Genomic DNA, 21,639 nt, shown 5'->3' on the forward strand with positions numbered 1-21,639 from the left:
TATTAGATTCTACTAGAAAAATTTCCATTTCTATCTAAAAGCCCATATTCTCCATTTAGTTTAACTTCAGCTAAACCATTGTTGAAACTAGAAGCATAATCAAATTTAGGCTCTACTAATCGATTTCCATTTTCATCTATAAAGCCATACTTTTCATTTAGTATGATTATTGCAAACCCCTCACTAAAGTCATCAATCCAATCATAGATTAATTTTGCAACAACTTCACCATTAGTGTTTATTAAACCACATTTGTTATTTAATACAACTCTTGATAAACCTCGATTAAAATTGCTGACTACATCATATTTTGCTTCTATTAATCGATTTCCGTTTTTATCTATAAAACCCCATCTTCCATTTAGTTTAAAACCAGCAAGATTTTCACTAAATTCTAAAACTTCTTCATATATAGGTTCTATTATAATCTCATCTTTTTCATTCATAAAACCATAATTATTTCCCATTCTAATTATTATCAAACCTTCCTTAAAATCACCTAGCTTAATAATTTCAGGGTTCATTATTTATCCTTTCAACAAATTTATAAAGTTATTTAATCTTTAGATACAATATTACCTTTTTTGTCAATAAATACCCATTTTCCGTTTAGCTTAACTCTTGCTTTTCCACCACTAAAATACCATACATCATCAAATTTAGGTTTTATTACAAATTCCCCGTTTGTATTTATAAATCCCCAAGTATTATATAGTTTAATAGCTGCCATTTTTTCATAAAAATTTCCGATAAAATCAAATTTAGGTTCTAAAACTATATCTCCCTCTTTATTTATTAAGCCAACTTTTTCGTTTGATTTGATTATTGCAAAATTTTCTTTAAATTTGCCAATATAATCAAGAGTAGGTTTTATTGTGATTTTTCCTAAGCTATTGATAAGTCCTAGTTTTCTATTTAAGACAATAATTATTAGCTCTTCATTAAAATATATATAGTTAAATTTTGGTTCGATTATAACGCATCCATTTTTGTCTATTATTCCCCATTTATGATTAAATTTAACCAATGTAAATTCTTTCTTAAAATAAAAATCATCAAAGATATTTTCAACTAAAATTTTATTATTTTCATCGACTAAATTCCATTGATCATTATCTTTGATAGCTCTTAGATCCTTATGTTTGTGTATATAAGCACTTATGCAAGCTTTACTATCTCCCTTGTCGCATTTTTCTTTGTAGATAGCTTGGAGTATTTTACAACTTGCTTCATCGCTGTGGCATTTACTTTCAAGTTCGCTTATGTAAATTCGGCTATATTTTCCACCATAAAAATACTGATACACACTTGCTAAGGCTATCAAAATCAAAATCATCACACTAGCTATGATTTTACTTTTGTGTTTTGTGATGAATTCTTTTCTTTGTTTGAGTTTCTTTTCTCTTTCTTCTTGGGTTGTTTTTATCTCTTCTTCGATTTTCTTTTTTCTTTCTTCTTCTAATCTTTTTAATTCTTCTTGTCTTTGTCTTTCTTTTTCTAGTTTTTCTTTTGCTTGTGGATCGTATAGTTCATTACTACCACATTCTTTACAAAATTTAGCTACATCTAAATTTTTCATATTACAGCGCTTGCAAATAAGCATCATTCACCCCTTGCTTGTTTTATGATTTCATAGGCTAGGTTGATCTTTTTCATCATCTCTTGAGCTATCTTTAAAAGTTCAGGTGGAAGCTCTTTAGAATGAAGATTATCATAGTGGTATTCTTTAGCTAGTTTTCTATAATTTTTCTTAACACTTTCAAAATCATCATTTGGATGAGAATTTAAAATTTCATAGGCTTGTTCTAGGGTGATTTTTATTTCATCTTGTTGTTTTTCTTGTTTTTGCTGAGTGTTTTCATGTGTGAAATTATAAATTTGTTCATATCTTATTTTTATTTCTCTAAAGCTTATGAGGTTTAACCCAAGTCCTATGATGATATTTTCCATTAAGGTGTTTTCATTTGCACTCATTTGTTTATCATAATATATTAGATCAAGCAATAAACATATAAGAAAATCTGCTTCTTTCTTGCTTATGCGTATGTTAGAGCAAAGCTCACTAATGCTTCTATCTTGATTTTTCTCATACTCAAAAATATTTGCATAAGTATTTCTAAAGCCACTATACTCTTTAGTATAAAACATTTCTATCTTATCAAGTAAAGAAGATATAAATTTAGATAAATCTTGAGTAATGATTTTATTATCTACTTTGGCAACTTTTGCTAAAAAAGCAACCATGATAGCAGGATTTTTACTATAAATATAATCAAATTTTTGTCTTGCAACATGGTATAATTCTTTTCCGCAAAATATACAAAATTTAGCGTCTTTGTCGGGGTTAAATTCTGAGCAATGCTTGCAAATTCTATATTCTTGAGTTTTAAATTTTAAAGAAAACAAAATAAAACCTTATTTTTAATATAATAAAAAGTTATTTTATAAAGAACTTACTTAAAATGTGCTATTTTACTTTTATCTTCAAGAATTAATCAAAATATTTAAACTTTAAGTATTCTTAAATTAAGTATTAATTAAGCTAAAATAATTATAATCTCATTTTTAAAAAAAATTTTTGGCAAAGGTAAGATGATGACAAAGATAACAAAGCCAAACGAAGTAAAACGCGAATGGATCGTTTTAGACGCTGAAGGAAAGCGTTTTGGTCGTCTTTTAACAGAAGTAGCGACTATTTTAAGAGGTAAAAATAAACCTTGCTATACTCCAAATGTTGATTGTGGAGATTATGTAATCATTATCAATGCTTCTAAAGCAGTTTTCACAGGTGCAAATAAAGCAGAAGATAAACTATACCACAGACATTCAGGGTATTTTGGAAGCGTAAAAAGTGAAAAATTTGGTGATTTATTAGAAAAAAATCCAGTTAAATTATATAAATTAGCAGTTCGTGGTATGCTACCTAAAACAAACCTAGGTAGAGCTATGCTTAAAAAATTAAAAATTTATGCAGGTAGCGAACACCCTCATACTGCTCAAATTGCTAATAAAGGAAAATAATCATGGCAACAACATACGCAACAGGTAAAAGAAAAACCGCTGTAGCTAAAGTTTGGGTAAAAGCTGGTAGTGGTAAAATCATCGTTAATGGTATGGATTTAAACACTTGGCTTGGCGGACATGAAGCTATAAAATTAAAAGTAGTTCAGCCTTTATTAGTAACTAAACAAGAAACTTCTATGGATATTAAAGCAACAACTTTAGGCGGTGGATACAGCGCTCAAGCTGAAGCTTTAAGACATGGTATTTCAAGAGCTTTAGCTGCTATGGATGCAGATTTTAGAGCATTATTAAAACCAAAAGGACTTCTTACTAGAGATAGTAGAACTGTTGAGCGTAAAAAATACGGTCGCAGAAAAGCAAGAAGAAGCCCACAATTCTCTAAACGTTAATCTTTTTTTTGGATCCATTTTTTGGATCCATTCTCTCTTTTATTTTTAAAATCACATTTTTTCATATATTTTTGTTTTGTTTAAAATCAAAGGATTTTTTGTTTAGAATAAACTTTTATAATTTCAAAGTCCGATCAGGGAAACCTCCTTTTTGTAGTAAATTTAAGCCCCTTTCCCAAAAAGGGGCTTATTTTATTTTAATCTTCTTTTTATATAATACCCCATTTATTTTCATTATTTAAGGATAGTTTATGAAAAAAATTATAGGATTAGTTAGTTTAGCTAGTGTTTTGTTTGCTTTTGATGCTAGTAAAATAGAAATCACTCCAACCTTTAACTATACAACCCCAGAAGGAAATTTAGATCTTAAAAATTATGGTGGAGTGGGTTTAAGATTTGGTTATCATTATGATGATTTATGGATAGATCAAGTTGAGTTTGGCTTAGAGTATTATGATAACGCAAAATATAATAATCCAAACGATAATACACATACAGATACTAGTGTTTCAAGATTTTATATAAATGCTATTAAAGGAATTGATTTAGCCAATCATGTATATTTATATGGTTTGTTAGGAACGGGTTATGAGTATTTAAGCCATGGAGCTTATGAAAATAAAAGCGGTATGTTTGCTCAATATGGTGCGGGTTTTAAATTTGCACTTGGCGAAGATTTAGCTTTAAGGCTTGAAGCAAGAGATCAAATTAAATTCAATAATGGTGAACATAATTTGATTTCTAGTGTTGGCTTGAGTTTTTATTTTGGCAATAAAGCTCCAAAAGCTCCTCAAACTGCAACTAAACAAATCGAAGAAAAACCACAAGCAAAACAAATTGATAAATCATGTCCAGAGCCAAGAAAGGGTGCTTTGCTTGATCATATAGGTTGTGAAAAGACAATAGCGCTTGAAGGGCATTTTGGTTTTGATCAAATCACTATAAACCCTGAGTTTGCACAAAAAATCCAAGAAGTAGGTAAGGTTTTAGAAGAAAACCCACAATATTATACTATTTTAGAAGGTCACACAGATAGCACAGGCCCTAAAGCTTATAATCAAAAATTATCATTAGAGCGTGCTAAGGCAGTTGCGAAAGAGCTTGAAAAGACAGGTGTTGCTAAAGAAAAAATTGTAACTAAAGGCTATGGTTTTGATAAGCCAAAAGCAAGCAATGATACTAAAGAAGGCCGTGCGCAAAATAGACGCGTGGAAGCAAAATTTTTCATTAAAGAATAAGCTTTGTTAAAAAAGACAATTTTATTTGACTTAGATGGCACTTTGATAGACTCTACAAGTGCCATTTTAGATGGTTTTGATGCTGCTTTTAAAGCTTTTGGAGAGCCTTTAAGAGATCATGAAGCCATTAAAGCTTTAATAGGTTTTCCTTTAGATGTAGCTTTTGAAAAACTTGGAGTGCCAAAAGAAAAAACAAGTGAGCATATTAATGCTTACAGAAGCGTATATCAAAAAATCTATATAGAGCAAACTTCTTTGCTTTCTTTGGCAAAAGAAAGTGTATATGAAGCTAGTTTATTTGCTGATTTAGCTGTTGTAACGACTAAAAGTTCTAAATTTTCCAAACCTTTACTTGATCATTTGGGTATAGGAAAATACTTTAAAGTTATTATAGGTAGAGATGATGTAACTTACCCAAAACCAAATGCTGAGCCTATTTTGTTAGCTTTAGAAAAATTATCTAAAAGCAAAGAAAATGCATTTATGATCGGAGATACTCATTTAGATATTCAAGCAGCTTGTAATGCTGGCGTTAAACCCATAGCAGTAAGTAGTGGTTATGAAAGTAAGGAAAGTTTAGCTAAATTTAAAATTCCACTTTTTGAAAATACTTATGAAGCTGTAAAACATATAAAAAATATCCGATAATTTCACATTCAAACCCTATACACATAAATAATAAAAAATTTTTATCATTGTTTAAGACAATTAAAGATAAAGTAGCTATTGATTTTAAGTAATTATTTTAATTATAAGGATAATTAAATGAGTAAAATAATGAAAACAATGGATGGTAACGAAGCAGCAGCTTATGCTGCCTATGCATTCACAGAGGTTGCTGGAATTTATCCTATTACCCCAAGTTCTCCTATGGCAGATTATACTGATATATGGGCTTCTCAAGGGAAAAAAAATCTTTTTGGAGTACCGGTTAAAGTCGTAGAAATGCAAAGTGAAGCAGGAGCAGCAGGGACAGTTCATGGTTCTTTACAAGCAGGTGCTTTAACTACTACTTATACAGCATCTCAAGGGCTTTTATTAAAAATACCAAATATGTATAAAATCGCAGGTCAGCTTTTACCTGGGGTTATCCATGTGGCAGCTAGGGCTTTAGCTTCTCAAGCATTATCTATTTTTGGAGATCATCAAGATGTTTATGCTGCAAGACAAACAGGCTTTGCTATGCTTTGCTCGCATTCTGTGCAAGAAAGTATGGATTTAGCAGGTGTTGCACACCTAGCAGCTATTAAAGGTAGAGTACCTTTTATGCATTTTTTTGATGGTTTTAGAACAAGCCATGAAATCCAAAAAATCGAAGTAATGGATTATGCGCATTTTGATCGTTTGCTTGACCGTGAAGCTTTATTAGAATTTAGAAATTCCTGTCTAAATCCAGAAAATCCAAAAACAAGAGGTACGGCTCAAAATGATGATATTTATTTTCAAACAAGAGAGTTAGTAAATAAATATTATGAAGCTATTCCTGATATTGTTAATGAATATATGCAAGAAATTTCAAAAATCACAGGAAGAGAATATAAACCTTTTGTATATTATGGGGATAAAAACGCAACACGCATTGTAGTAGCAATGGGTTCAGTGACTGAAGCTTTAAAAGAGGTTGTAGATCATCTAAACAGTAAAGGCGAAAAAGTAGGGGTTTTAAAAGTTCATTTATATAGACCATTTAGTTTAAAATATTTATTTGATGTAATGCCTCAAAGTGTTGAAAAAATAGCTGTTTTAGATAGAACTAAAGAGCCAGGAAGTTTAGGCGAACCACTTTATTTGGATTTAAAAAGTGCATATTATGGAAAAGAAAAAGCACCTTTAATCGTTGGTGGTAGATATGGACTTTCTTCGAAAGATGTAGATCCTGCTCAGCTAATAGCAGTTTTTGAAAATCTAAATCAAGCAAATCCAAAAGATGGTTTTACCATAGGAATTAATGATGATGTGACCTTTACTTCATTGCCTGTGGGAGAAAAAATTTCTTTGGGTGATGAAAGTACTATAGAGTGCTTATTCTATGGACTTGGTGCTGATGGCACTGTAGGGGCGAATAAAAACTCTATTAAAATCATAGGGGATAAAACAGACTTTTATGCGCAAGCTTATTTTGCTTATGATTCTAAAAAATCAGGTGGTTATACAAGAAGCCATTTAAGATTTTCTAAAAAACCTATCACTTCAACTTATTTAGTTTCTACGCCGCATTTTGTAGCGTGTTCAGTTGCTGCTTATTTAGAAATTTATGATGTTTTAGCAGGTATTAGAAAAGGAGGAACTTTCCTTTTAAATAGTATTTGGAGTGCGCAAGAAACTATTAAAAAAATTCCAAATGCAGTTAAGAGAGTTTTAGCGCAAAAAGAAATTAATTTTTATATCATTAATGCTACAAAACTTGCTAGGGAAATAGGACTAGGTAGTAGAACAAACACAATCATGCAATCAGCATTTTTCAAACTTGCCAATATCATTCCTTTTGAAGATGCACAAAAATATATGAAAGAATTAGCTTATAAATCATATAGCAAAAAAGGTGATGCTATAGTTGAGATGAATTATAAAGCTATTGATGTAGGTGCAGATGGACTTGTAAAAGTTGATATTGATCCTTCTTGGGCAAATTTAGCTGATGAAGTTAAAGAAGAAACTATAGCTTATAAAGGCACTGAGTTTGTTGAAAAAATCGCAAAACCTATGAATGCAGCTAAGGGTGATGATTTACCAGTTTCGGCATTTTTGGGCTATGAAGATGGTAGTTTTGAGCATGGTACTACTGAGTATGAAAAAAGAGGCGTTGGTGTTATGGTGCCAAGATGGATAGAAACTAATTGTATTCAGTGTAATCAATGTGCCTCAGTATGTCCACATGCAGTTATTAGACCATTTTTAATAGATGAAAAAGAATTAGAAAATGCTCCAGCAGGTGTAAAAGAACACAGCTTAAACGCAAAAGGTGTGAAAGAGCAAAAATTAAATTTCAAAATTCAAGTTTCACCGCTTGATTGTACAGGTTGTGAGCTTTGTGTGCATGAGTGTCCTACTAAAGAAAAATCTTTAGTAATGGTGCCACTAGGTGAAGAGCTTGATCATGGTGAGCAAGAAAATGCAGATTATTTATTCAAAAAAGTAAGTTATAAAGATAATATCTTAAATAGAGAAAATGCAAAAGGTATTCAATTTGCTCAACCTTTATTTGAATTCCATGGAGCATGCCCAGGGTGTGGAGAAACTCCTTATATTACTTTAATCACTAGATTGTTTGGCGAAAGAATGATTATTGCTAATGCAACTGGCTGTAGTTCTATTTATGGTGGTTCAGCTCCTTCAACTCCTTACAGAAAAAGCAATAAAAATGGTCATGGGCCTGCTTGGGGTAATTCTTTATTTGAAGATAATGCTGAATTTGGTCTTGGTATGAAAATAGCAACTGAAACAACAAGACATAAAATAGAGCAAATCATGAATGAAAGTATGCAAGAAGTTCCTAATGCGCTTTCTGCATTATATAAAGAATGGATTGCAAATAAAGAAGATTCTAAAGCTTCTTTAGAACTAAGAGATAAGTTAGTGCCATTGCTAGAAGAAAATAAACAGATTAAAACTGTAAATGATATTTTAGAGCTTAAAAGCTATTTGAGCAAAAAATCACATTGGATTTTTGGTGGTGATGGTTGGGCTTATGATATAGGTTATGGCGGGCTTGATCATGTTTTAGCAAGTGGTGAAAATGTAAATATTTTAGTGCTTGATACCGAAGTATATTCAAATACCGGAGGTCAAAGCTCAAAATCTTCAAGAACAGGTTCAGTAGCGCAGTTTGCTGCAGCAGGTAAGCCAATACAGAAAAAAGATCTAGGTCAAATTGCTATGACTTATGGCTATATTTTTGTAGCTCAAGTAAATTCTAATGCAAACTATGCACAGTTGTTAAAAGCTGTAATGGCAGCAGAAGCTTATGATGGGCCTTCTTTGATTATAGCTTATTCTCCTTGTATAGCTCATGGTATTAAAGGTGGGCTTGGAAATTCAGGAAATCAAGCAGAGCTTGCTACAAAATGTGGATATTGGCCAACTTATATTTATGATCCGCGTTTAGAAGCTGAAGGTAAAAATCCTTTAACAATTTCTTCTAAAGAGCCTGATTGGGATTTATATGAAAGCTTTTTAATGAATGAGGTGCGTTATAGCTCACTTAAAAAATCAAATCCTGAACAAGCAAAAGAATTATTTGAAAAAAATAAAGCAGAAGCACAACGCCGTTATAGACAACTTAAACGCTTAGCAAGTGCTGATTTTAGTAATGAAAACTAAAATTTGCTTCGATTTTTACTTGTGAGTTTATGGGTGCTTAGTGCTTTTGGTGCTAAGTACCCATTTTTGAATCAAAGTTGTAATGATGTTGATTTTTCTTTGATTCAAGATCCTTTTTTTCAAAAAACTACAAATATAAAATCTGATTTTTCCTTACAAGCTATCGTTTCTAATAAAGTTAAGATTAATGATAAATGGTATGTTTTGAATGATGATATTGAAGGTTTTAAGATTGTTGAGATTAAAAATTCTCAAGTTATATTGATAAAGGAAGAAAAAATCATGGTTTTAAAATTGTATGAAAAAAATAATATTTTTATTTATTAGTATTTTAACTTTTACAAATGTTTTTGCCTCACAGTGCCATCAGCGCTTTTTTGATATAAGTGTAGAAAATAAAACTTCTTTGATTGAAATTTTAAATGAACTTGGTAGAGAATGTGGTTTTAGCATTATAATAAAAGATTCATTAGCCGGAGAAAAGTTAAATCATACCCAAAATTATCTACACATAAGAAAAATGTCTTTAAGAGAAATTTTTAAACTTTTATTGATGGAAAATAATCTTGCTTATGAGTATGAAAAAAATATTTTAAAAATTTATGGAAGACAAGTTAAAACTTTTAAAGTGCATTATATAAGCTCTATTAGAGAAGGGCAAAGCGTTACTAAAGCTTCAGTGGATTCAAGACCTAAACAAGGCGATTATGATAGTACTAAAGAAGCAGATAATCTAGTCATTAGCACAGATAAATTTGATTTTTGGGAAAAAATTTCAGAAGAAATACAAGCTTTATTAGATGAAAATACAACTAAGCCTATTATTAATACTAATGCAGGGATTATTACTTTAAATGCTACTTTGTATGAGCTTACAAGGGTTGAAAAATATTTAAAAGATTTAAATAAAAGACTTAAAAAGCAAGTTTTAATTGATGTAAGTATAGTTGCAGTACATTTAAATAAAAGTCATTCAAGTGGGATTAACTGGCAAGAGCTTGCTTTTAAACTTAATGGAGATGATAATGATTTTATAATCAATAAAGGCGGTGTTAGAAATATCAATCTTAAAGCCAATGTTGAAACTAAGGCTATTTTAAATTTATTACAAGAAAATGGTAAAACTACTGTACTTTCTAACCCAAAACTCATGGCACTTAATAATCAACAAGCTATTATTTCCATAGGTGATACGATTAATTATCAAGTAAAAGAAAGTTCTAAGGGTACTGAAAATGGTACGACTATTAGTGAAACTTATAATAATTATTCTATTTTTGTAGGAATTTTACTAAATATTTTGCCTGAAATTTCAGATGATCACAAAATCATGCTTAGAATAAATCCTAGTTTGAGTGATTTTAAATATAGTGTTGATAATCACAGACAAAATAAACCAAGAAATATAGCGCCTGATACCATACAAAAAAAGCTTTCTACTGTAGTTGAAGTTGATGATGGACAAACTTTAATTTTGGGCGGATTGATTAGTAAAAATACGATTAGTAATCATAACGAAGTAAGTGCTTTATCTAAAATACCACTTTTTGGTGCTTTATTTCAAGGAAAGCAAAATTTAGAAGATATTAGCGAAATAGTTTTTATTATCAAGCCAAGTTTAATAAGAGCTGATAAAAAAGTGTTGAGTTTGAAAGAATTAGGTTTTGAGCATGAAGATGATATGTTTTAATTTTTTAATTTGTTTGTCTTTTTTAAATGCAATGAATATTCAAAATGAAAGTTTTGAACAAAATGTATTCTATGAAAAATTTATTAATCACCCAAGTTATGAAAATGCCCTAAATTTAGCTAAATATTTTTATCAAATCAAAGATTATCGAAAGGCTATTTTTTGGGCTATTGAGGCAAATGAATTTGAGTTGTTAGAAAAAGAAGCATGGTTAGTTTTTATCAATGCTAAATTAAAACTTGGAAAGCATGAAGATGCTTTAAGAGCTAAAGAAGAGTATGAAAAACTTTTAGGAAATTATTTTGAATGATACAAAAGAAATAAAAGCTTTAAATGAACTTTCTTTGCAAGAATTAGCTTTAGAGTATAAATTAGAAATTTTAGACTTAAATCAAACTCTTAAAATAGAAAAATATCTCCATGTTTTACCTTTTTCTTTAATAGAACAATATAATATTTTTTGTTTTTATGAAGATGATGAAAATATTCATATAGCTTCTTTAAAACCTTTAGATGAGAGTATTTTAGAAAAAATACAAAATTTATACCGCTTAAAGGTTATTAAAATTTTTCTTTGTGATTTTACACAATTTAAATTCTTACTAGAAAGGATTAAATTTTTAATTTGCTTTCAAAACTATCTTGATAAATTAGAACTTAATTTAAAAAGTGATGAAAATAAAGATGAGTTTTTATTAGAGCAGTTTTTGAATTTGATTTTAACTTATGCTTGTTTTTTAAGAGCAAGTGATATTCATTTGGAGCCTTTAGAAAATGAAGTTTTGATAAGATTTAGAATAGATGGAGAATTAAAATATATCCATAGTTTTGATGTGGATTCTTATCAGGCTTTATTAATGCATATAAAAATCATTACCTTGCTTAATGTAGCAGAGCAAAGACAAGCCCAAGATGGAAGTTTTTCTAAGATAATCTTAGAGCAAAAGTATGACTTTAGAATTTCAATTATGCCTTTGTTATTTGGGCAAAGTGTGGTGCTTAGAATTTTAAAACAAGATGAGTATGTTTTAAAACTTGATAGACTTTTTATTAAAGAAGAAAATTTAACCTCATTAAAAAAATACATGAATGCGCCTTATGGTTTGATTTTATTTTGTGGGCCAACGGGGAGTGGTAAAAGTACTTTTATGCATGCTATTTTAAACGAGCTTGATCAAAATAAAAAAATTATTACCCTGGAAGATCCTATAGAATATAAACTTAAACATGCTCAGCAAATTTTGTTAAATTCTAAAACCGGCTTTGATTTTCATAAAGCTTTAAGAGCGGTTTTAAGGCAAGATCCTGATGTGATTATGGTGGGTGAAATCAGAGATGATGAGAGTTTGGATATAGTTTTAAAAGCTTCCTTAAGTGGACATTTGGTTTTGAGTACCTTGCATACTAATGGTGCTATAGAAGCTATTTTTAGAATGAAACACATGGGGGCAAAAGAATATTTAATAGCTTATGCGCTTAATTTGATTATAGCCCAACGCTTGGTAAGAAAACTATGTGAATGTAAAGAACTTAGCAATGAAAAATTTCATTTTCAAAATCAAGTTTTTGAAGGAAAATTTTATAAAGCAAAGGGTTGTGCTAAGTGTATGTATAGTGGATATAAAGGGCGTTTAATGGTGGCTGAATTTTTGTTTTTAGATCATAATTTAAAAAGTATGATAGAAAATAATGCAAATTATGAAAATATTTTAACTTATGCTTTAAAAAAAGGCTTTTTAACTTTAGGTAGGGATGCTTTGGAAAAAGTTAAGCTTGGTTTGACAAGTGTAGATGAGCTAAGAAAGATTGGTTTTTGAAAAAATTTATTATTTTTTATGCTTTAAACAAAGAGCAAAAGCAATGTATAATTAAAGCCAAAAATCTATATGAAGCTAGAAATCTTGCACAAAAATCATTTGAAAATATTATTAGTATTGAAGAGTATTTTGGAGTAACAAAACATAAAATTAAAGAAGAAGAGCTTATTTTTATCCTTAAAGATTTAAATATGGTTTTAAAAGCAGGATTAAGCTTGCAAGAGGCTATTTTAGAGTTTGCAAGATCAAATCATGATATATATGTAGCTAAAATATTTAGTGCAATTTATAATAAACTCAAAAATGGAAGCTCTTATAATGAAGCTTTTAGAGGTGTTTTAAATTCTAGAGAATGTGCTGTTTTAAAAATTTGTGACGGTAAGGAGGATTTATATAAGGCTTTTGAGATTATCATTAATCTAAAAGAGAAAAACCTTCATAGTTTTAAGCAGTTTAAAAAGGCTATAACTTATCCACTTTTTGTTTTTACATGTATTATTTTAGCTTTTTTTGTGTTGATGATTTTGGTTTTGCCTGAATTTAAAACTTTATTTTTACAACTTGAATTAGATTTGCCAAAAATCACTCAAATTCTTTTTATTGTAGGAGATTTTTTTAAACATTTTTATGTATTTATTTTATTAGGTGTGGGAATTTTTATAATACTTGCTTATTCTTTTAGAAAGTCTTTGTTTTTTCATAAAATTCTTTTTTATTCTCCCATTTTTGGAAAAATAATATTTTATCAAGATAAATTTTGTTTTTTCTTGATTTTTTCGTATTTATTAAAAGCAGGGGTGGATATAAAAAGAGCTTTTGAGCTTGCTTGTGAAGGTATAGAAAATCAATTTTTTAAAAACAAAATGTTTATTGTAAAGACTTCATTTGAATCAGGATTTGATTTAGCTCAAGCTTTTTCTAACACAAGGCTTTTTGAGCCTTTTGTGATAAGAATGTTAAATTTAGCTTTAAAAAGTTCTAAATTAGATGAAAGTACTTATGAGCTTGCTTTATTTTATGAATATAAAAAAGAAAATTACACCCAAAGACTTTTGGTTATTTTAGAACCTTTGATGACAATTTTTATGGCGAGTTTGATTTTGGTCTTGGCTTTGGGTGTATTTTTACCTATGTGGCAAATTAGTCAAGGAATTTAAGCAAGATAATCATAAGCAACCTTAGCTATAGTTAAAGCAACCATAGTTAAAAAAAGTTTTTTGATAAAAGTTCCTTGTGTTTTTAAAACTAGTTTTGAGCCTACAAAGGCGCCTAAAACTTGACCTATACCCATTAAAATACCAACTTTCCAAAGTACTTCATAAGAGTATAAAAATACTCCTAAAGCCACTACATTACTAGTAAAATTTAAGATTTTAGTATTAATGCTTGCATTTTTCATACTAAAACCAAGAAATATCACACAAGCAAAAATCCAAAAAGACCCGGTTCCAGGCCCTAAAAAACCATCATAAAAGCCAAGTAATAAACCAAAAGTGATTTGAAAGCTTGTGGTGCTCATTTTGGCTTTATTATGAACATGGCCTAAATCAGGTTTGAAAATAGTATAAAGAAAAACTAAAGCTAGGCATATTAGCACAATGATTTTAACAGCGTTTTGATCTATTAGTAAAACTGCATAAGTACCAATAACTGCTCCAATTGCGGTAAATAAAATACCTAAAGCAATTTTTTCTATATTCATATGTTTTCTATAAGATAAAACCGCAGTGAGTGAGCCAAAGGTGCTTTGAAGTTTATTAGTAGCTAGGGCTAAATGAGGAGGAATTCCACAAGCAAATAAAGCAGGTATGGTAATAAGTCCACCACCACCTACAATCGCATCAACACAACCTGCAAAAGCAGCAACAAAAAATAAAATCACATAATAAGTTAATTCAAGCTCCATAAGCTTTCCTTGTTTTGTCCGATTCTATATAGAGCAAAATCATATTTTATAGGATCAGCAGGATCAAATTTTTTAAGACTTTGCGTAAGCTCTAAAACACTTTTAAAATCATAAATCTTACGCTTTAAAAGCTTAAGTTTTAATGAAACTTTATGAGTATGAGTATCTAAGGGTATGAGTAAATCTTTTTTGTCTATATTTTTAAACAAACCCAAATCAAGCTCATCTTTTCTTACCATCCACCTAAGATACATATTGTATCTTTTTAAAGGACCTTTTGGAATGCTAAATTCTTTTGAAAAGAAAAATTCATAACCATAACTTTTATAAGGATTAAGCTTGTAAATTGTTTCTATGAAAGCTTTTGTTGCATGTGTGATGTTTTGCTCTTTTTGATAAGCTTTGGTGAAAATATTTTCTATACTATTTTCATTTCTTAAGCGTTTAAGTGTGATGAAAATTTGAGCTATGTCTTGAGAGTTTTGAAAGCGATATTTTAGATCTTTGCATTCTTTTTTAATAATCTCATCATTTCTTTCAAGTAAGGAAAAATCAAGTTTGTTTAAAAAATTTACAATATTTTTAGCATTTCCATAAGCAAATAAAGCGCAAAGCAAGGCTATATTTTCATCTTTATAAACACTTGCAATTTGCAAAGGATCAGGATGAGAAAAAAGCTCTTTTTGAGTGTTTTTGCTTAAAATTGCTTCATCTAAAAGAGCTTTAATTTGCATTAAGATTTTAAACCAAGTAAGGTTTCAAGCATTTGATCAACAGTAGTTACGATTTTAGCTGCAGCGCCATAACTTGCTTGATATTGTATGAGTGCTGCTAATTCTTCATTAGTATTTACACCACTTTTTGATTGATATTCTGCATAAGCTGTATTAAATACTGTCATATTAGTTGCATGTGCAAAACCATTGCTTTCAGCATCTGAAGCAATTTGACCTGTAAATTTTCTATAATATCCATCTAAAGTCATAGTATCTACTGTACCATCTTTATTATAAAAATTTACTTTTTGATTTTGAAGTTGCAACATAGCATTAGCTACATCATTGTTTCCATCAACTCCGTTTGAACTTGCTTTTAAGCTGTTTGGATCATTTCTGATGCTTGAATTTACATTAATACTGCTTGCATCTTGACCATTAAAAAATGAAGATACATTTAAAGCACCCGGGAAATTTGTGCCATTATCTTTAAAAGCTATTTTATAACCTTCTTTTAAGCCATTGATTTGGAAATTTCCGCTATCACTTTGTCCATCATAATGATAAAAGGCTTGAAAATAATCATTTAAATCATTACCAGGTTTTCCGTCGTGATTATCATCTATATCTGCATTGATTTGCTTGACAACATCTTCTATGGTGGTATTAACATCAATTTTTATAGTTCTAGTGGCAACCGCATTACCTTCTTCATCATAAATTGTGATGTCAAAGCTTCCTGCTTGAATGTTTTTATCATAACTCATTAAAGAAGTATCAGGTTTTAAACCTTTTAAGTCATCTGAATTGACTCTATCTGTAGCTGCTTGAGCATAGACATTATTAGTTTGGGTTATGAGCGTTTTTGTAAAGGTATTGAGCATATCTTTATACTCTTGCAATTTTCCATCACTGTAAGTATCGTGATTGCCATCATAGTTTCTACCTCTAAGATCAAGTTGAGCTCCAAGCTGTCCGCCTGAAATTTTACTAGTTAAATCATAGCGGTTTTCATCATTTACTTCATAATAAATTTGATAAAAACCATTAGGGTTGTTATTGTCTAGTTTTAAAGGATGAAAGCTAGAGCCATTGACTATACTAAAGCCTTGAATGCTTAAATCATAATATCTTCCAGAATCAGTCATGGTAGATTCTAAAGTGCTATCCTGAGAGCTTTTTCCTTTCCAAGCTACTGCATTGACTAGTTTTGAAAGTCTAAGTTCAAGCTCATCTCTTTTATCTCTTAATTGATTTGCATTATCAGTAGGTAAAACTTCTTCATTTTCAAGTTGTTTGTTAATATTTGCAATTTCTTGACCAATATTATTAATTTCATCTACAGTTTGTTGAATTTGCTCATTAACAGTTTGTTGCATTTTATTAAGATCTTGCAAGGTTTTTTGTATGTTTTGAGTTAGTGTATTTGCGCTATTAACAAGATCTATTTTACTTGCTCCATCACTTGGATTAGAAGCAAAGTTATTCCACGCATCATAGTAGTTTTTATAATCTTGTAAAATACCAGTTCCTTGCATATCAGGAAATCTTTGGCTTGCTTCTTGTAAAATTTGTCCTAAGTAATTTGTATAGTTTTGCTGAGTGGTAGCATTTTTTAATTCATAATAAGAATGCTCATCATGCAATCTTTTAATAGTATCAATTTGCGTACCTGTTCCTAGGTGTAAGCCACCTCTATCAAGAGACATACCCGAACTTTGTACAGCTCTTTGTCTAGTATAAAACACCGCATTTGCATTAGAGATATTATTACCTGTTGTGTTAATTTGAAGTTCAGCAGCTCTAATACCGCTAACCCCTGTATATAAGCTATCAAAAATTCCCATGACTTAACCTTTAAACATTGATCTTAAATAATGAATCTGGAATTGTCTTATTATCTCCATAAGCATTATTTGTTCCATTTTGTTCAAACATTGTATTTAAAAGATTGTCGTAAAAATTTTTAATAATAAGAGCTAATTTAGCATATTCTTTATTTTTTTGGTGCAAGGTATTTAAATTTTGCTTTAAAAGAGCAAGTTTTTCTTTATCTTCATCATCTAAAAGTTCATCTAAGCCTTTATTGTTTCCTTGATTGCTAAGTTCTATTAAAGCCTTGTCAAGATTTTTTTTAGCAATTTGGAAGTCATTTACAAGTTTAGTTTTTTCCTCTACGCTTTTGCTAACATGTTGGTGGTTAGCGGCTTGAATTTGGGTTATATCTTCTAAAGTAAGATTGATGAGTTTTTCTAAAATAGAATTTGTTTCGTCTAAGTGTTGTTTAACCATTTTTTATCCTTTCTTAGGCACTAACCCAAAAAAGGATAAAAATTATAATAAAGAATCTGCTATTGCTTTAGAAGTGGCTTGTAAGTCTATTTTATACGCGCCATTTTTTATTTGTGAAGCAATCAAAGATGCCTTACTCTCTTCTACCTTTTGAGTTTCTTTTGCCTTGTTGTTTTCTTTGTTTTCTGTTTTATTTAAATCATTAGTAGCAACTTGAGCTACATAACTTTGATGTATAGGGTTTATCATTTTAAGCCTCCAGTTCTATTGAAAAACTCTAAGAACTATATCGACACTTAAAAAAATAACTTAACCCCTTTCTTTTAAATAATCAAATAATAATTTTGAAAAACCTAACCCCCCGCTTAATGCTTTACTCATAGTATCATTATACATAGATGAATAAATTTCATCACTTGCATCTTTTCCAAATAAAGAATTTTCTTGTTTTAAAGAAATATCCAAAACGCTTTTGATTAAAAAAGCTTCAAAAGCATCAGTTTGTTCTTTTAAAGCTTTATCTTCATCATTTAATGCTTGTATATGAGTTAAATCATTTTTAAAAGCACTATCTGCATAGTTTTTGGCAGCCTTGTAGCTATTGTTGTGTTTAGTAATACTTTCATAAAGCTCACTGCTATAGTTTTTACTTGCTAAATAATTATCAACTCTCATCATATCACCTCTAATTCAGCACTAATTGCACCAGCTCTTTTTAGATTTTGCATAATAGCTATGATATCATTTGGTGCTGCTCCAAGTTTATTTAACATTCTAGCTATATTTGCTACTGTTGTTTTATTGTTTGTGATTTTTAAAGTATTAGATACAGGATCTAAAATACCACCATCTTTCATATCGATTTCATTTTGTCCTAAAGCTACGGTATTGTTTGGATCAATTTTTATCGTGATATCTTTATGAGTAATTAATATAGGTTCAACTTCTATATTTACTCCTGCTACTATAGTTCCTGTTCTTTCATCGATGATTACTTTGCTTTCTGGAGTATAAGCTATATCTTGCTCTAATACTCTTGCCATAAATTCAACATGAGAAAATTCTTCAGGTTTTGTTAATTTTATAGTTCTAGAATCTAAGGCCTTTGCTATATCTGTATCAAAAATAGTATTTAGAACTCTTTCTATATTATTAGCAGTTTTAAAATCTGCTTCTTTTAAACTTAAAACCAAATCTTCACTTTGGCTAAAGTTTTGTGGAATTTCTCTTTCTACTACTGCACCATTAATAACATTTGCTGATGTTGAGTGTGTTCCTGCTGCACCTGGTCTTGGACTAAGTCCGCCTATTGCTAAAGAACCTTGAGCTACTGCATAAATTTCTCCATCAACCCCTTTTAGAGCTGTCATAAGTAAGGTTCCACCTTGTAAAGATTTGGCATCGCCTAAAGAAGCTACACTTACATCAAGCTTATCCCCACTTCTTGCAAAAGCAGGAAGTTTTGCTGTAACCATTACTGCTGCTGTGTTTTTTGATTTAATATCGCCCGGGCTAATTTTTACATTCATACCTTGAAGCATATTTGAAATAGATTGTAGAGTAAATTCGCTACTTGTACCATCTCCACTTCCATTTAAACCAACAACCAAACCATATCCTATAAGTTGGTTATCTCTAACACCTACTACATTGGTAAGTTCTTTAATAGTAGCTGCAAAAACGCTTAGACTTAGTGCTAAGCTTAAAAATAATATTCTCATCGATTCTTCCTTTAACCTATGCTATTTTCATAAATTAAAGCAAAAAAAGTTCCAAATTTATATAAAGGAGTAAAAGCTTAGAGTAGTTGAGCCAAATTTTTTTTCTTTTGTTTTTTTATAATTTTGTATTTTAGCTGGAGTTTTAAAAGTGCTGTGATGTTCTATGATGATGATTTTAACATTTGAATTTTTTATATTTTCTATCAATTTTAAAGTTTTTTTATAAATATCAAAAAAACCTTCTCTAATATCAAAAGGCGGATCAAGATATAAAATAATATCTTCTTTAGAATTTTGAATAATTTGAGGGGTTTTTTTAAAGGTATCATCATTGAAGCAAATAGTGTTTTGATCAATGTTGGAAGCATTTTTTAAAGCGATTTCATAAGCTTTTTTATCTTTTTCTATAGCATAGCTTTTTAAGCAGCCATTACTTCTTGCCTCTAATGCCATTAAAGCGCTTCCTCCAAAGGCTTCTATGAAAACCTTATCTTGTAAAGAAAAACGCAAAACATTAAAAACACAAGATTTTACTATGCTTTTGGTGCTTCTTGTGGTATCTAGACTAGGAAGTAAAATTTTTTTGCCTTTATAAATTCCGCTTTCTATGGTGGTGTAAATTTTTTGAGTTTGTTTTTTTGAGTTTGTTTTTTTATCTTCTTTATAATTTTTTAAAAAATCTTTTACACTTTGATATTCTTGTATTTTATGCATTATTATTTTCTTCTTTGATAAGATTTTTTAACTCTGTTTTGTAAAGATCAAATATCGCATCGATTTTTTCATGACTTTCTTGACGTAATTGCTCTAAAATGGCTTCACATTTTTGATTCATGATTTTTTTCTCACGCATTGCTATTTTATAAGCAATATTTTGCAAACTTGCATTGAAATCATTTAAAGCATTAAGCAATTCTTCCATATTAAAAGGATGAGATAAAAAATTTGATTTTTTATTGATGATAAATTGTGGTTTTTGTGTGTTGATTTTTTCATCACAGACTAAAAAATCACAATCTTTTTTTAAAACTAAAAAATCTTTCAAAGCAATTTCTAAAGTTTTTTCTAAAATTAAATCTTTACATTCAAGAGCGATTTTCATTGACCAAACTCACTTTTAATTTATGTTTTTTTAAAGTATATGGTACTATACCTAGAGCCAAATTTGCAAGCTCTGCAAAACTTAAAATATAAAAATCTTCAAAATTTCTATTTGAAATAGCTTGTAATTCTTTATAACATTTATCAAACATATAAAAAGAATAAAAATCCTCAACTACTAAAAAATCACAACCACTATCATAAGCATCTAACATTATAGCAGCAGCACTTTTGAAAGCTAGCTCAGCATTTAAATTTAAAAACCCATAGCCACAGCTTTTGTATTTTCTTTCAAAATCTATTACATTTGCTTTAAGTATTTTAGCAAGCTCTAAAGAACAGTTCGCATTAGAAAATCCTTGATATATGCCTATATTAAATTTCTCAAAAAAATGTTTAATGTGTTCTTGTTTAAGGTGGTTTAAAAAAACTTTTGGGGCATATTGAATTTTTTCAATTTTACTCATAATTTCATAAGAGCTGTATTCGCAAGCTAAGATATTATCTTCATTCATCATTCTTGAATATTCATCTAAGATATCTTTTGGATCATAATCAATAATAAAATAATTTTTACCCAAAGGTTTTTCACATAGCGTGCTTTCAACACCGACTACGTCTAAAGCATTTTTGATAATATCAAAATAACAAAATAAGTCATTATTGCTATTAGTATAAATTTTATACATTTTAATTCCTTAAAAAATACTTCTTGCAAGGCCTGATTTTACAAGCATAACTTTTAATTCTTTAATGTAAGATTCATAATCAAGCTCATTTGATGAAATAAAATTTTTAAATTTAGTATGATAGTAAATCCCTTTTTCTTCATCTGCGACTAGTTTTAAAAATTGTGGTGCTTTTTCTGGGTATTTAAGTAGCATTTTATAAGCAAATATAAAAAAGCTATCTCCTAGATATTCAGGTAAAAATTCTCTAACTTCGCTTGTATAATATAAAAAGTCATATTGTTTGTAAAGTTCTACATCATGTATATCAATAAGTCCTTTAAAAAGCTCTAATTTTTCTAAAAAATCACTTTTATCCATGATTAAATCTTTGGTTGCTCTTTTGGTATCAAGTGGTTCTATGATGAGTTCTTTTCCAAATTTTTCAATGATATTATTTAAATCTCTTCTTTGTCTAATGGCGACTTGGTTGATTTTAATGCAACTTTCTGGGTTTTCTTCAAAATCAAAATATATATCATCTTTTTTCACTTGCACTAAAATATCATAAATACTTTTAAAATTTTTACTATCATAAACATAAGGTTTATAATAAGCTAAATAATCACTATCTTTATCAAAACGAAAAATTCTTAAAGTTATTTGCATATTTTATCCTTGGTATTATTTTTCATTATATACATTTTAAACTTATAAAAATTTGATTATTATATAAAATTAAAAGCTTTTTGTATAA

Annotated in this window: 24 protein-coding genes; 10 read left to right on the forward strand and 14 right to left on the reverse strand. The window is 29.4% G+C overall.

Annotated elements, in window-relative coordinates:
* Positions 1-2: 2 nt before the first annotated feature.
* The 3 genes from L8V82_RS05015 to L8V82_RS05025 are packed head-to-tail and all read right to left on the reverse strand — an operon-like array spanning position 3 to position 2,406.
* Complete coding sequence (locus L8V82_RS05015; protein WP_263724214.1) at positions 3-524, reverse strand: WG repeat-containing protein; 522 nt, start codon at positions 522-524, stop codon at positions 3-5.
* A 32-nt stretch (positions 525-556) separates the two neighbouring features.
* Positions 557-1,606: a WG repeat-containing protein gene (locus tag L8V82_RS05020; protein WP_263724215.1), complete on the reverse strand. Its 1,050-nt coding sequence runs from the start codon at positions 1,604-1,606 to the stop codon at positions 557-559.
* Positions 1,603-2,406 (reverse strand): DnaJ domain-containing protein, encoded by an 804-nt coding sequence (locus L8V82_RS05025; protein WP_263724216.1) that lies wholly within the window; start codon positions 2,404-2,406, stop codon positions 1,603-1,605. Before L8V82_RS05025 ends, L8V82_RS05020 begins: the two co-directional genes overlap by 4 nt.
* Positions 2,407-2,595: 189 nt before the next feature.
* On the opposite strand from L8V82_RS05025, the gene rplM reads away from it, so the two are divergent.
* The 10 genes from rplM (at position 2,596) to L8V82_RS05075 (ending at position 13,635) form a co-directional block, all read left to right on the forward strand.
* Complete coding sequence (gene rplM, locus L8V82_RS05030; protein ID WP_039617653.1) at positions 2,596-3,021, forward strand: 50S ribosomal protein L13; 426 nt, start codon at positions 2,596-2,598, stop codon at positions 3,019-3,021.
* Between the two features lie 2 nt (positions 3,022-3,023).
* Positions 3,024-3,413 carry a 30S ribosomal protein S9 gene (gene rpsI, locus L8V82_RS05035; RefSeq protein ID WP_039617655.1) on the forward strand — a complete coding sequence of 130 codons (390 nt, stop codon included), beginning with the start codon at positions 3,024-3,026 and terminating at the stop codon, positions 3,411-3,413.
* Positions 3,414-3,664: 251 nt separating this feature from the next.
* Complete coding sequence (locus L8V82_RS05040; protein WP_263724217.1) at positions 3,665-4,651, forward strand: OmpA family protein; 987 nt, start codon at positions 3,665-3,667, stop codon at positions 4,649-4,651.
* Positions 4,652-4,654: 3 nt separating this feature from the next.
* The gene (locus tag L8V82_RS05045; protein ID WP_263724218.1) at positions 4,655-5,299 is read left to right on the forward strand and encodes an HAD family hydrolase; all 645 of its coding nucleotides are present in this window, start codon (positions 4,655-4,657) and stop codon (positions 5,297-5,299) included.
* A 117-nt stretch (positions 5,300-5,416) separates the two neighbouring features.
* Complete coding sequence (nifJ, locus tag L8V82_RS05050; protein WP_263724219.1) at positions 5,417-8,971, forward strand: pyruvate:ferredoxin (flavodoxin) oxidoreductase; 3,555 nt, start codon at positions 5,417-5,419, stop codon at positions 8,969-8,971.
* 3 nt (positions 8,972-8,974) lie between these two features.
* Positions 8,975-9,298 carry a hypothetical protein gene (locus L8V82_RS05055; protein ID WP_263724220.1) on the forward strand — a complete coding sequence of 108 codons (324 nt, stop codon included), beginning with the start codon at positions 8,975-8,977 and terminating at the stop codon, positions 9,296-9,298.
* A complete protein-coding gene (gene mshL, locus L8V82_RS05060; protein WP_263724221.1) occupies positions 9,270-10,661 on the forward strand; it encodes a pilus (MSHA type) biogenesis protein MshL in 1,392 nt (463 codons plus the stop codon). Before L8V82_RS05055 ends, mshL begins: the two co-directional genes overlap by 29 nt.
* Positions 10,642-10,971, forward strand: a complete 330-nt coding sequence (locus tag L8V82_RS05065) for a hypothetical protein (RefSeq protein WP_263724222.1) — start codon at positions 10,642-10,644, stop codon at positions 10,969-10,971. The genes mshL and L8V82_RS05065 overlap by 20 nt, the downstream gene beginning before the upstream one ends.
* Positions 10,964-12,478 carry a GspE/PulE family protein gene (locus tag L8V82_RS05070; RefSeq protein ID WP_263724223.1) on the forward strand — a complete coding sequence of 505 codons (1,515 nt, stop codon included), beginning with the start codon at positions 10,964-10,966 and terminating at the stop codon, positions 12,476-12,478. Before L8V82_RS05065 ends, L8V82_RS05070 begins: the two co-directional genes overlap by 8 nt.
* A complete protein-coding gene (locus L8V82_RS05075; RefSeq protein ID WP_263724224.1) occupies positions 12,475-13,635 on the forward strand; it encodes a type II secretion system F family protein in 1,161 nt (386 codons plus the stop codon). The genes L8V82_RS05070 and L8V82_RS05075 overlap by 4 nt, the downstream gene beginning before the upstream one ends.
* Here L8V82_RS05075 and L8V82_RS05080 read toward each other — a convergent pair.
* Genes L8V82_RS05080 through L8V82_RS05130 form a run of 11 tightly spaced genes read right to left on the reverse strand, consistent with a single transcriptional unit; the run spans position 13,632 to position 21,551 of the window.
* A complete protein-coding gene (locus L8V82_RS05080; RefSeq protein WP_263724225.1) occupies positions 13,632-14,384 on the reverse strand; it encodes a TSUP family transporter in 753 nt (250 codons plus the stop codon). The genes L8V82_RS05075 and L8V82_RS05080 overlap by 4 nt on opposite strands.
* A complete protein-coding gene (locus tag L8V82_RS05085; RefSeq protein ID WP_263724226.1) occupies positions 14,369-15,118 on the reverse strand; it encodes a TIGR02757 family protein in 750 nt (249 codons plus the stop codon). Before L8V82_RS05085 ends, L8V82_RS05080 begins: the two co-directional genes overlap by 16 nt.
* Entirely contained in the window at positions 15,118-16,947 is a 1,830-nt protein-coding gene (gene flgK, locus L8V82_RS05090; protein WP_263724227.1) for a flagellar hook-associated protein FlgK, read from the reverse strand. Before flgK ends, L8V82_RS05085 begins: the two co-directional genes overlap by 1 nt.
* A gap of 10 nt (positions 16,948-16,957) precedes the next feature.
* A complete protein-coding gene (gene flgN, locus L8V82_RS05095) occupies positions 16,958-17,392 on the reverse strand; it encodes a flagellar export chaperone FlgN (RefSeq protein WP_214125879.1) in 435 nt (144 codons plus the stop codon).
* Positions 17,393-17,434: 42 nt separating this feature from the next.
* A complete protein-coding gene (locus L8V82_RS05100) occupies positions 17,435-17,641 on the reverse strand; it encodes a flagellar biosynthesis anti-sigma factor FlgM (protein ID WP_214125878.1) in 207 nt (68 codons plus the stop codon).
* A gap of 60 nt (positions 17,642-17,701) precedes the next feature.
* On the reverse strand, positions 17,702-18,067 hold the full coding sequence (locus L8V82_RS05105) for a rod-binding protein (RefSeq protein WP_039617679.1): 366 nt from the start codon (positions 18,065-18,067) through the stop codon (positions 17,702-17,704).
* Positions 18,067-19,113 carry a flagellar basal body P-ring protein FlgI gene (locus tag L8V82_RS05110; RefSeq protein ID WP_263674797.1) on the reverse strand — a complete coding sequence of 349 codons (1,047 nt, stop codon included), beginning with the start codon at positions 19,111-19,113 and terminating at the stop codon, positions 18,067-18,069. Before L8V82_RS05110 ends, L8V82_RS05105 begins: the two co-directional genes overlap by 1 nt.
* 57 nt (positions 19,114-19,170) lie before the next feature.
* Positions 19,171-19,827, reverse strand: coding sequence for an RsmD family RNA methyltransferase (locus tag L8V82_RS05115; protein ID WP_263724228.1), 657 nt, complete (start codon positions 19,825-19,827; stop codon positions 19,171-19,173).
* A complete protein-coding gene (locus L8V82_RS05120; RefSeq protein WP_263724229.1) occupies positions 19,820-20,215 on the reverse strand; it encodes a hypothetical protein in 396 nt (131 codons plus the stop codon). Before L8V82_RS05120 ends, L8V82_RS05115 begins: the two co-directional genes overlap by 8 nt.
* Complete coding sequence (locus L8V82_RS05125; protein ID WP_263724230.1) at positions 20,199-20,903, reverse strand: hypothetical protein; 705 nt, start codon at positions 20,901-20,903, stop codon at positions 20,199-20,201. Before L8V82_RS05125 ends, L8V82_RS05120 begins: the two co-directional genes overlap by 17 nt.
* A gap of 9 nt (positions 20,904-20,912) precedes the next feature.
* Positions 20,913-21,551, reverse strand: a complete 639-nt coding sequence (locus L8V82_RS05130) for a DUF5644 domain-containing protein (protein WP_263724231.1) — start codon at positions 21,549-21,551, stop codon at positions 20,913-20,915.
* Positions 21,552-21,639 lie beyond the last annotated feature (88 nt).

Origin of the sequence: Campylobacter sp. IFREMER_LSEM_CL2151 (assembly GCF_025771725.1) — a bacterium.
Lineage (GTDB): Bacteria > Campylobacterota > Campylobacteria > Campylobacterales > Campylobacteraceae > Campylobacter_D > Campylobacter_D lari_C.

Coding starts and splice junctions, on each gene's coding strand:
- L8V82_RS05015 (WP_263724214.1), bottom strand. CDS start 524: ATGAACCCTGAAATTATTAAGCTAGGTGATTTTAAGGAAGGTTTGATA.
- L8V82_RS05020 (WP_263724215.1), bottom strand. CDS start 1,606: ATGATGCTTATTTGCAAGCGCTGTAATATGAAAAATTTAGATGTAGCT.
- rplM (WP_039617653.1), top strand. CDS start 2,596: ATGACAAAGATAACAAAGCCAAACGAAGTAAAACGCGAATGGATCGTT.
- rpsI (WP_039617655.1), top strand. CDS start 3,024: ATGGCAACAACATACGCAACAGGTAAAAGAAAAACCGCTGTAGCTAAA.
- L8V82_RS05040 (WP_263724217.1), top strand. CDS start 3,665: ATGAAAAAAATTATAGGATTAGTTAGTTTAGCTAGTGTTTTGTTTGCT.
- nifJ (WP_263724219.1), top strand. CDS start 5,417: ATGAGTAAAATAATGAAAACAATGGATGGTAACGAAGCAGCAGCTTAT.
- mshL (WP_263724221.1), top strand. CDS start 9,270: ATGAAAAAAATAATATTTTTATTTATTAGTATTTTAACTTTTACAAAT.
- L8V82_RS05065 (WP_263724222.1), top strand. CDS start 10,642: ATGAAGATGATATGTTTTAATTTTTTAATTTGTTTGTCTTTTTTAAAT.
- L8V82_RS05080 (WP_263724225.1), bottom strand. CDS start 14,384: ATGGAGCTTGAATTAACTTATTATGTGATTTTATTTTTTGTTGCTGCT.
- L8V82_RS05085 (WP_263724226.1), bottom strand. CDS start 15,118: ATGCAAATTAAAGCTCTTTTAGATGAAGCAATTTTAAGCAAAAACACT.
- flgK (WP_263724227.1), bottom strand. CDS start 16,947: ATGGGAATTTTTGATAGCTTATATACAGGGGTTAGCGGTATTAGAGCT.
- flgN (WP_214125879.1), bottom strand. CDS start 17,392: ATGGTTAAACAACACTTAGACGAAACAAATTCTATTTTAGAAAAACTC.
- L8V82_RS05100 (WP_214125878.1), bottom strand. CDS start 17,641: ATGATAAACCCTATACATCAAAGTTATGTAGCTCAAGTTGCTACTAAT.
- L8V82_RS05105 (WP_039617679.1), bottom strand. CDS start 18,067: ATGAGAGTTGATAATTATTTAGCAAGTAAAAACTATAGCAGTGAGCTT.
- L8V82_RS05110 (WP_263674797.1), bottom strand. CDS start 19,113: ATGAGAATATTATTTTTAAGCTTAGCACTAAGTCTAAGCGTTTTTGCA.
- L8V82_RS05115 (WP_263724228.1), bottom strand. CDS start 19,827: ATGCATAAAATACAAGAATATCAAAGTGTAAAAGATTTTTTAAAAAAT.
- L8V82_RS05120 (WP_263724229.1), bottom strand. CDS start 20,215: ATGAAAATCGCTCTTGAATGTAAAGATTTAATTTTAGAAAAAACTTTA.
- L8V82_RS05125 (WP_263724230.1), bottom strand. CDS start 20,903: ATGTATAAAATTTATACTAATAGCAATAATGACTTATTTTGTTATTTT.
- L8V82_RS05130 (WP_263724231.1), bottom strand. CDS start 21,551: ATGCAAATAACTTTAAGAATTTTTCGTTTTGATAAAGATAGTGATTAT.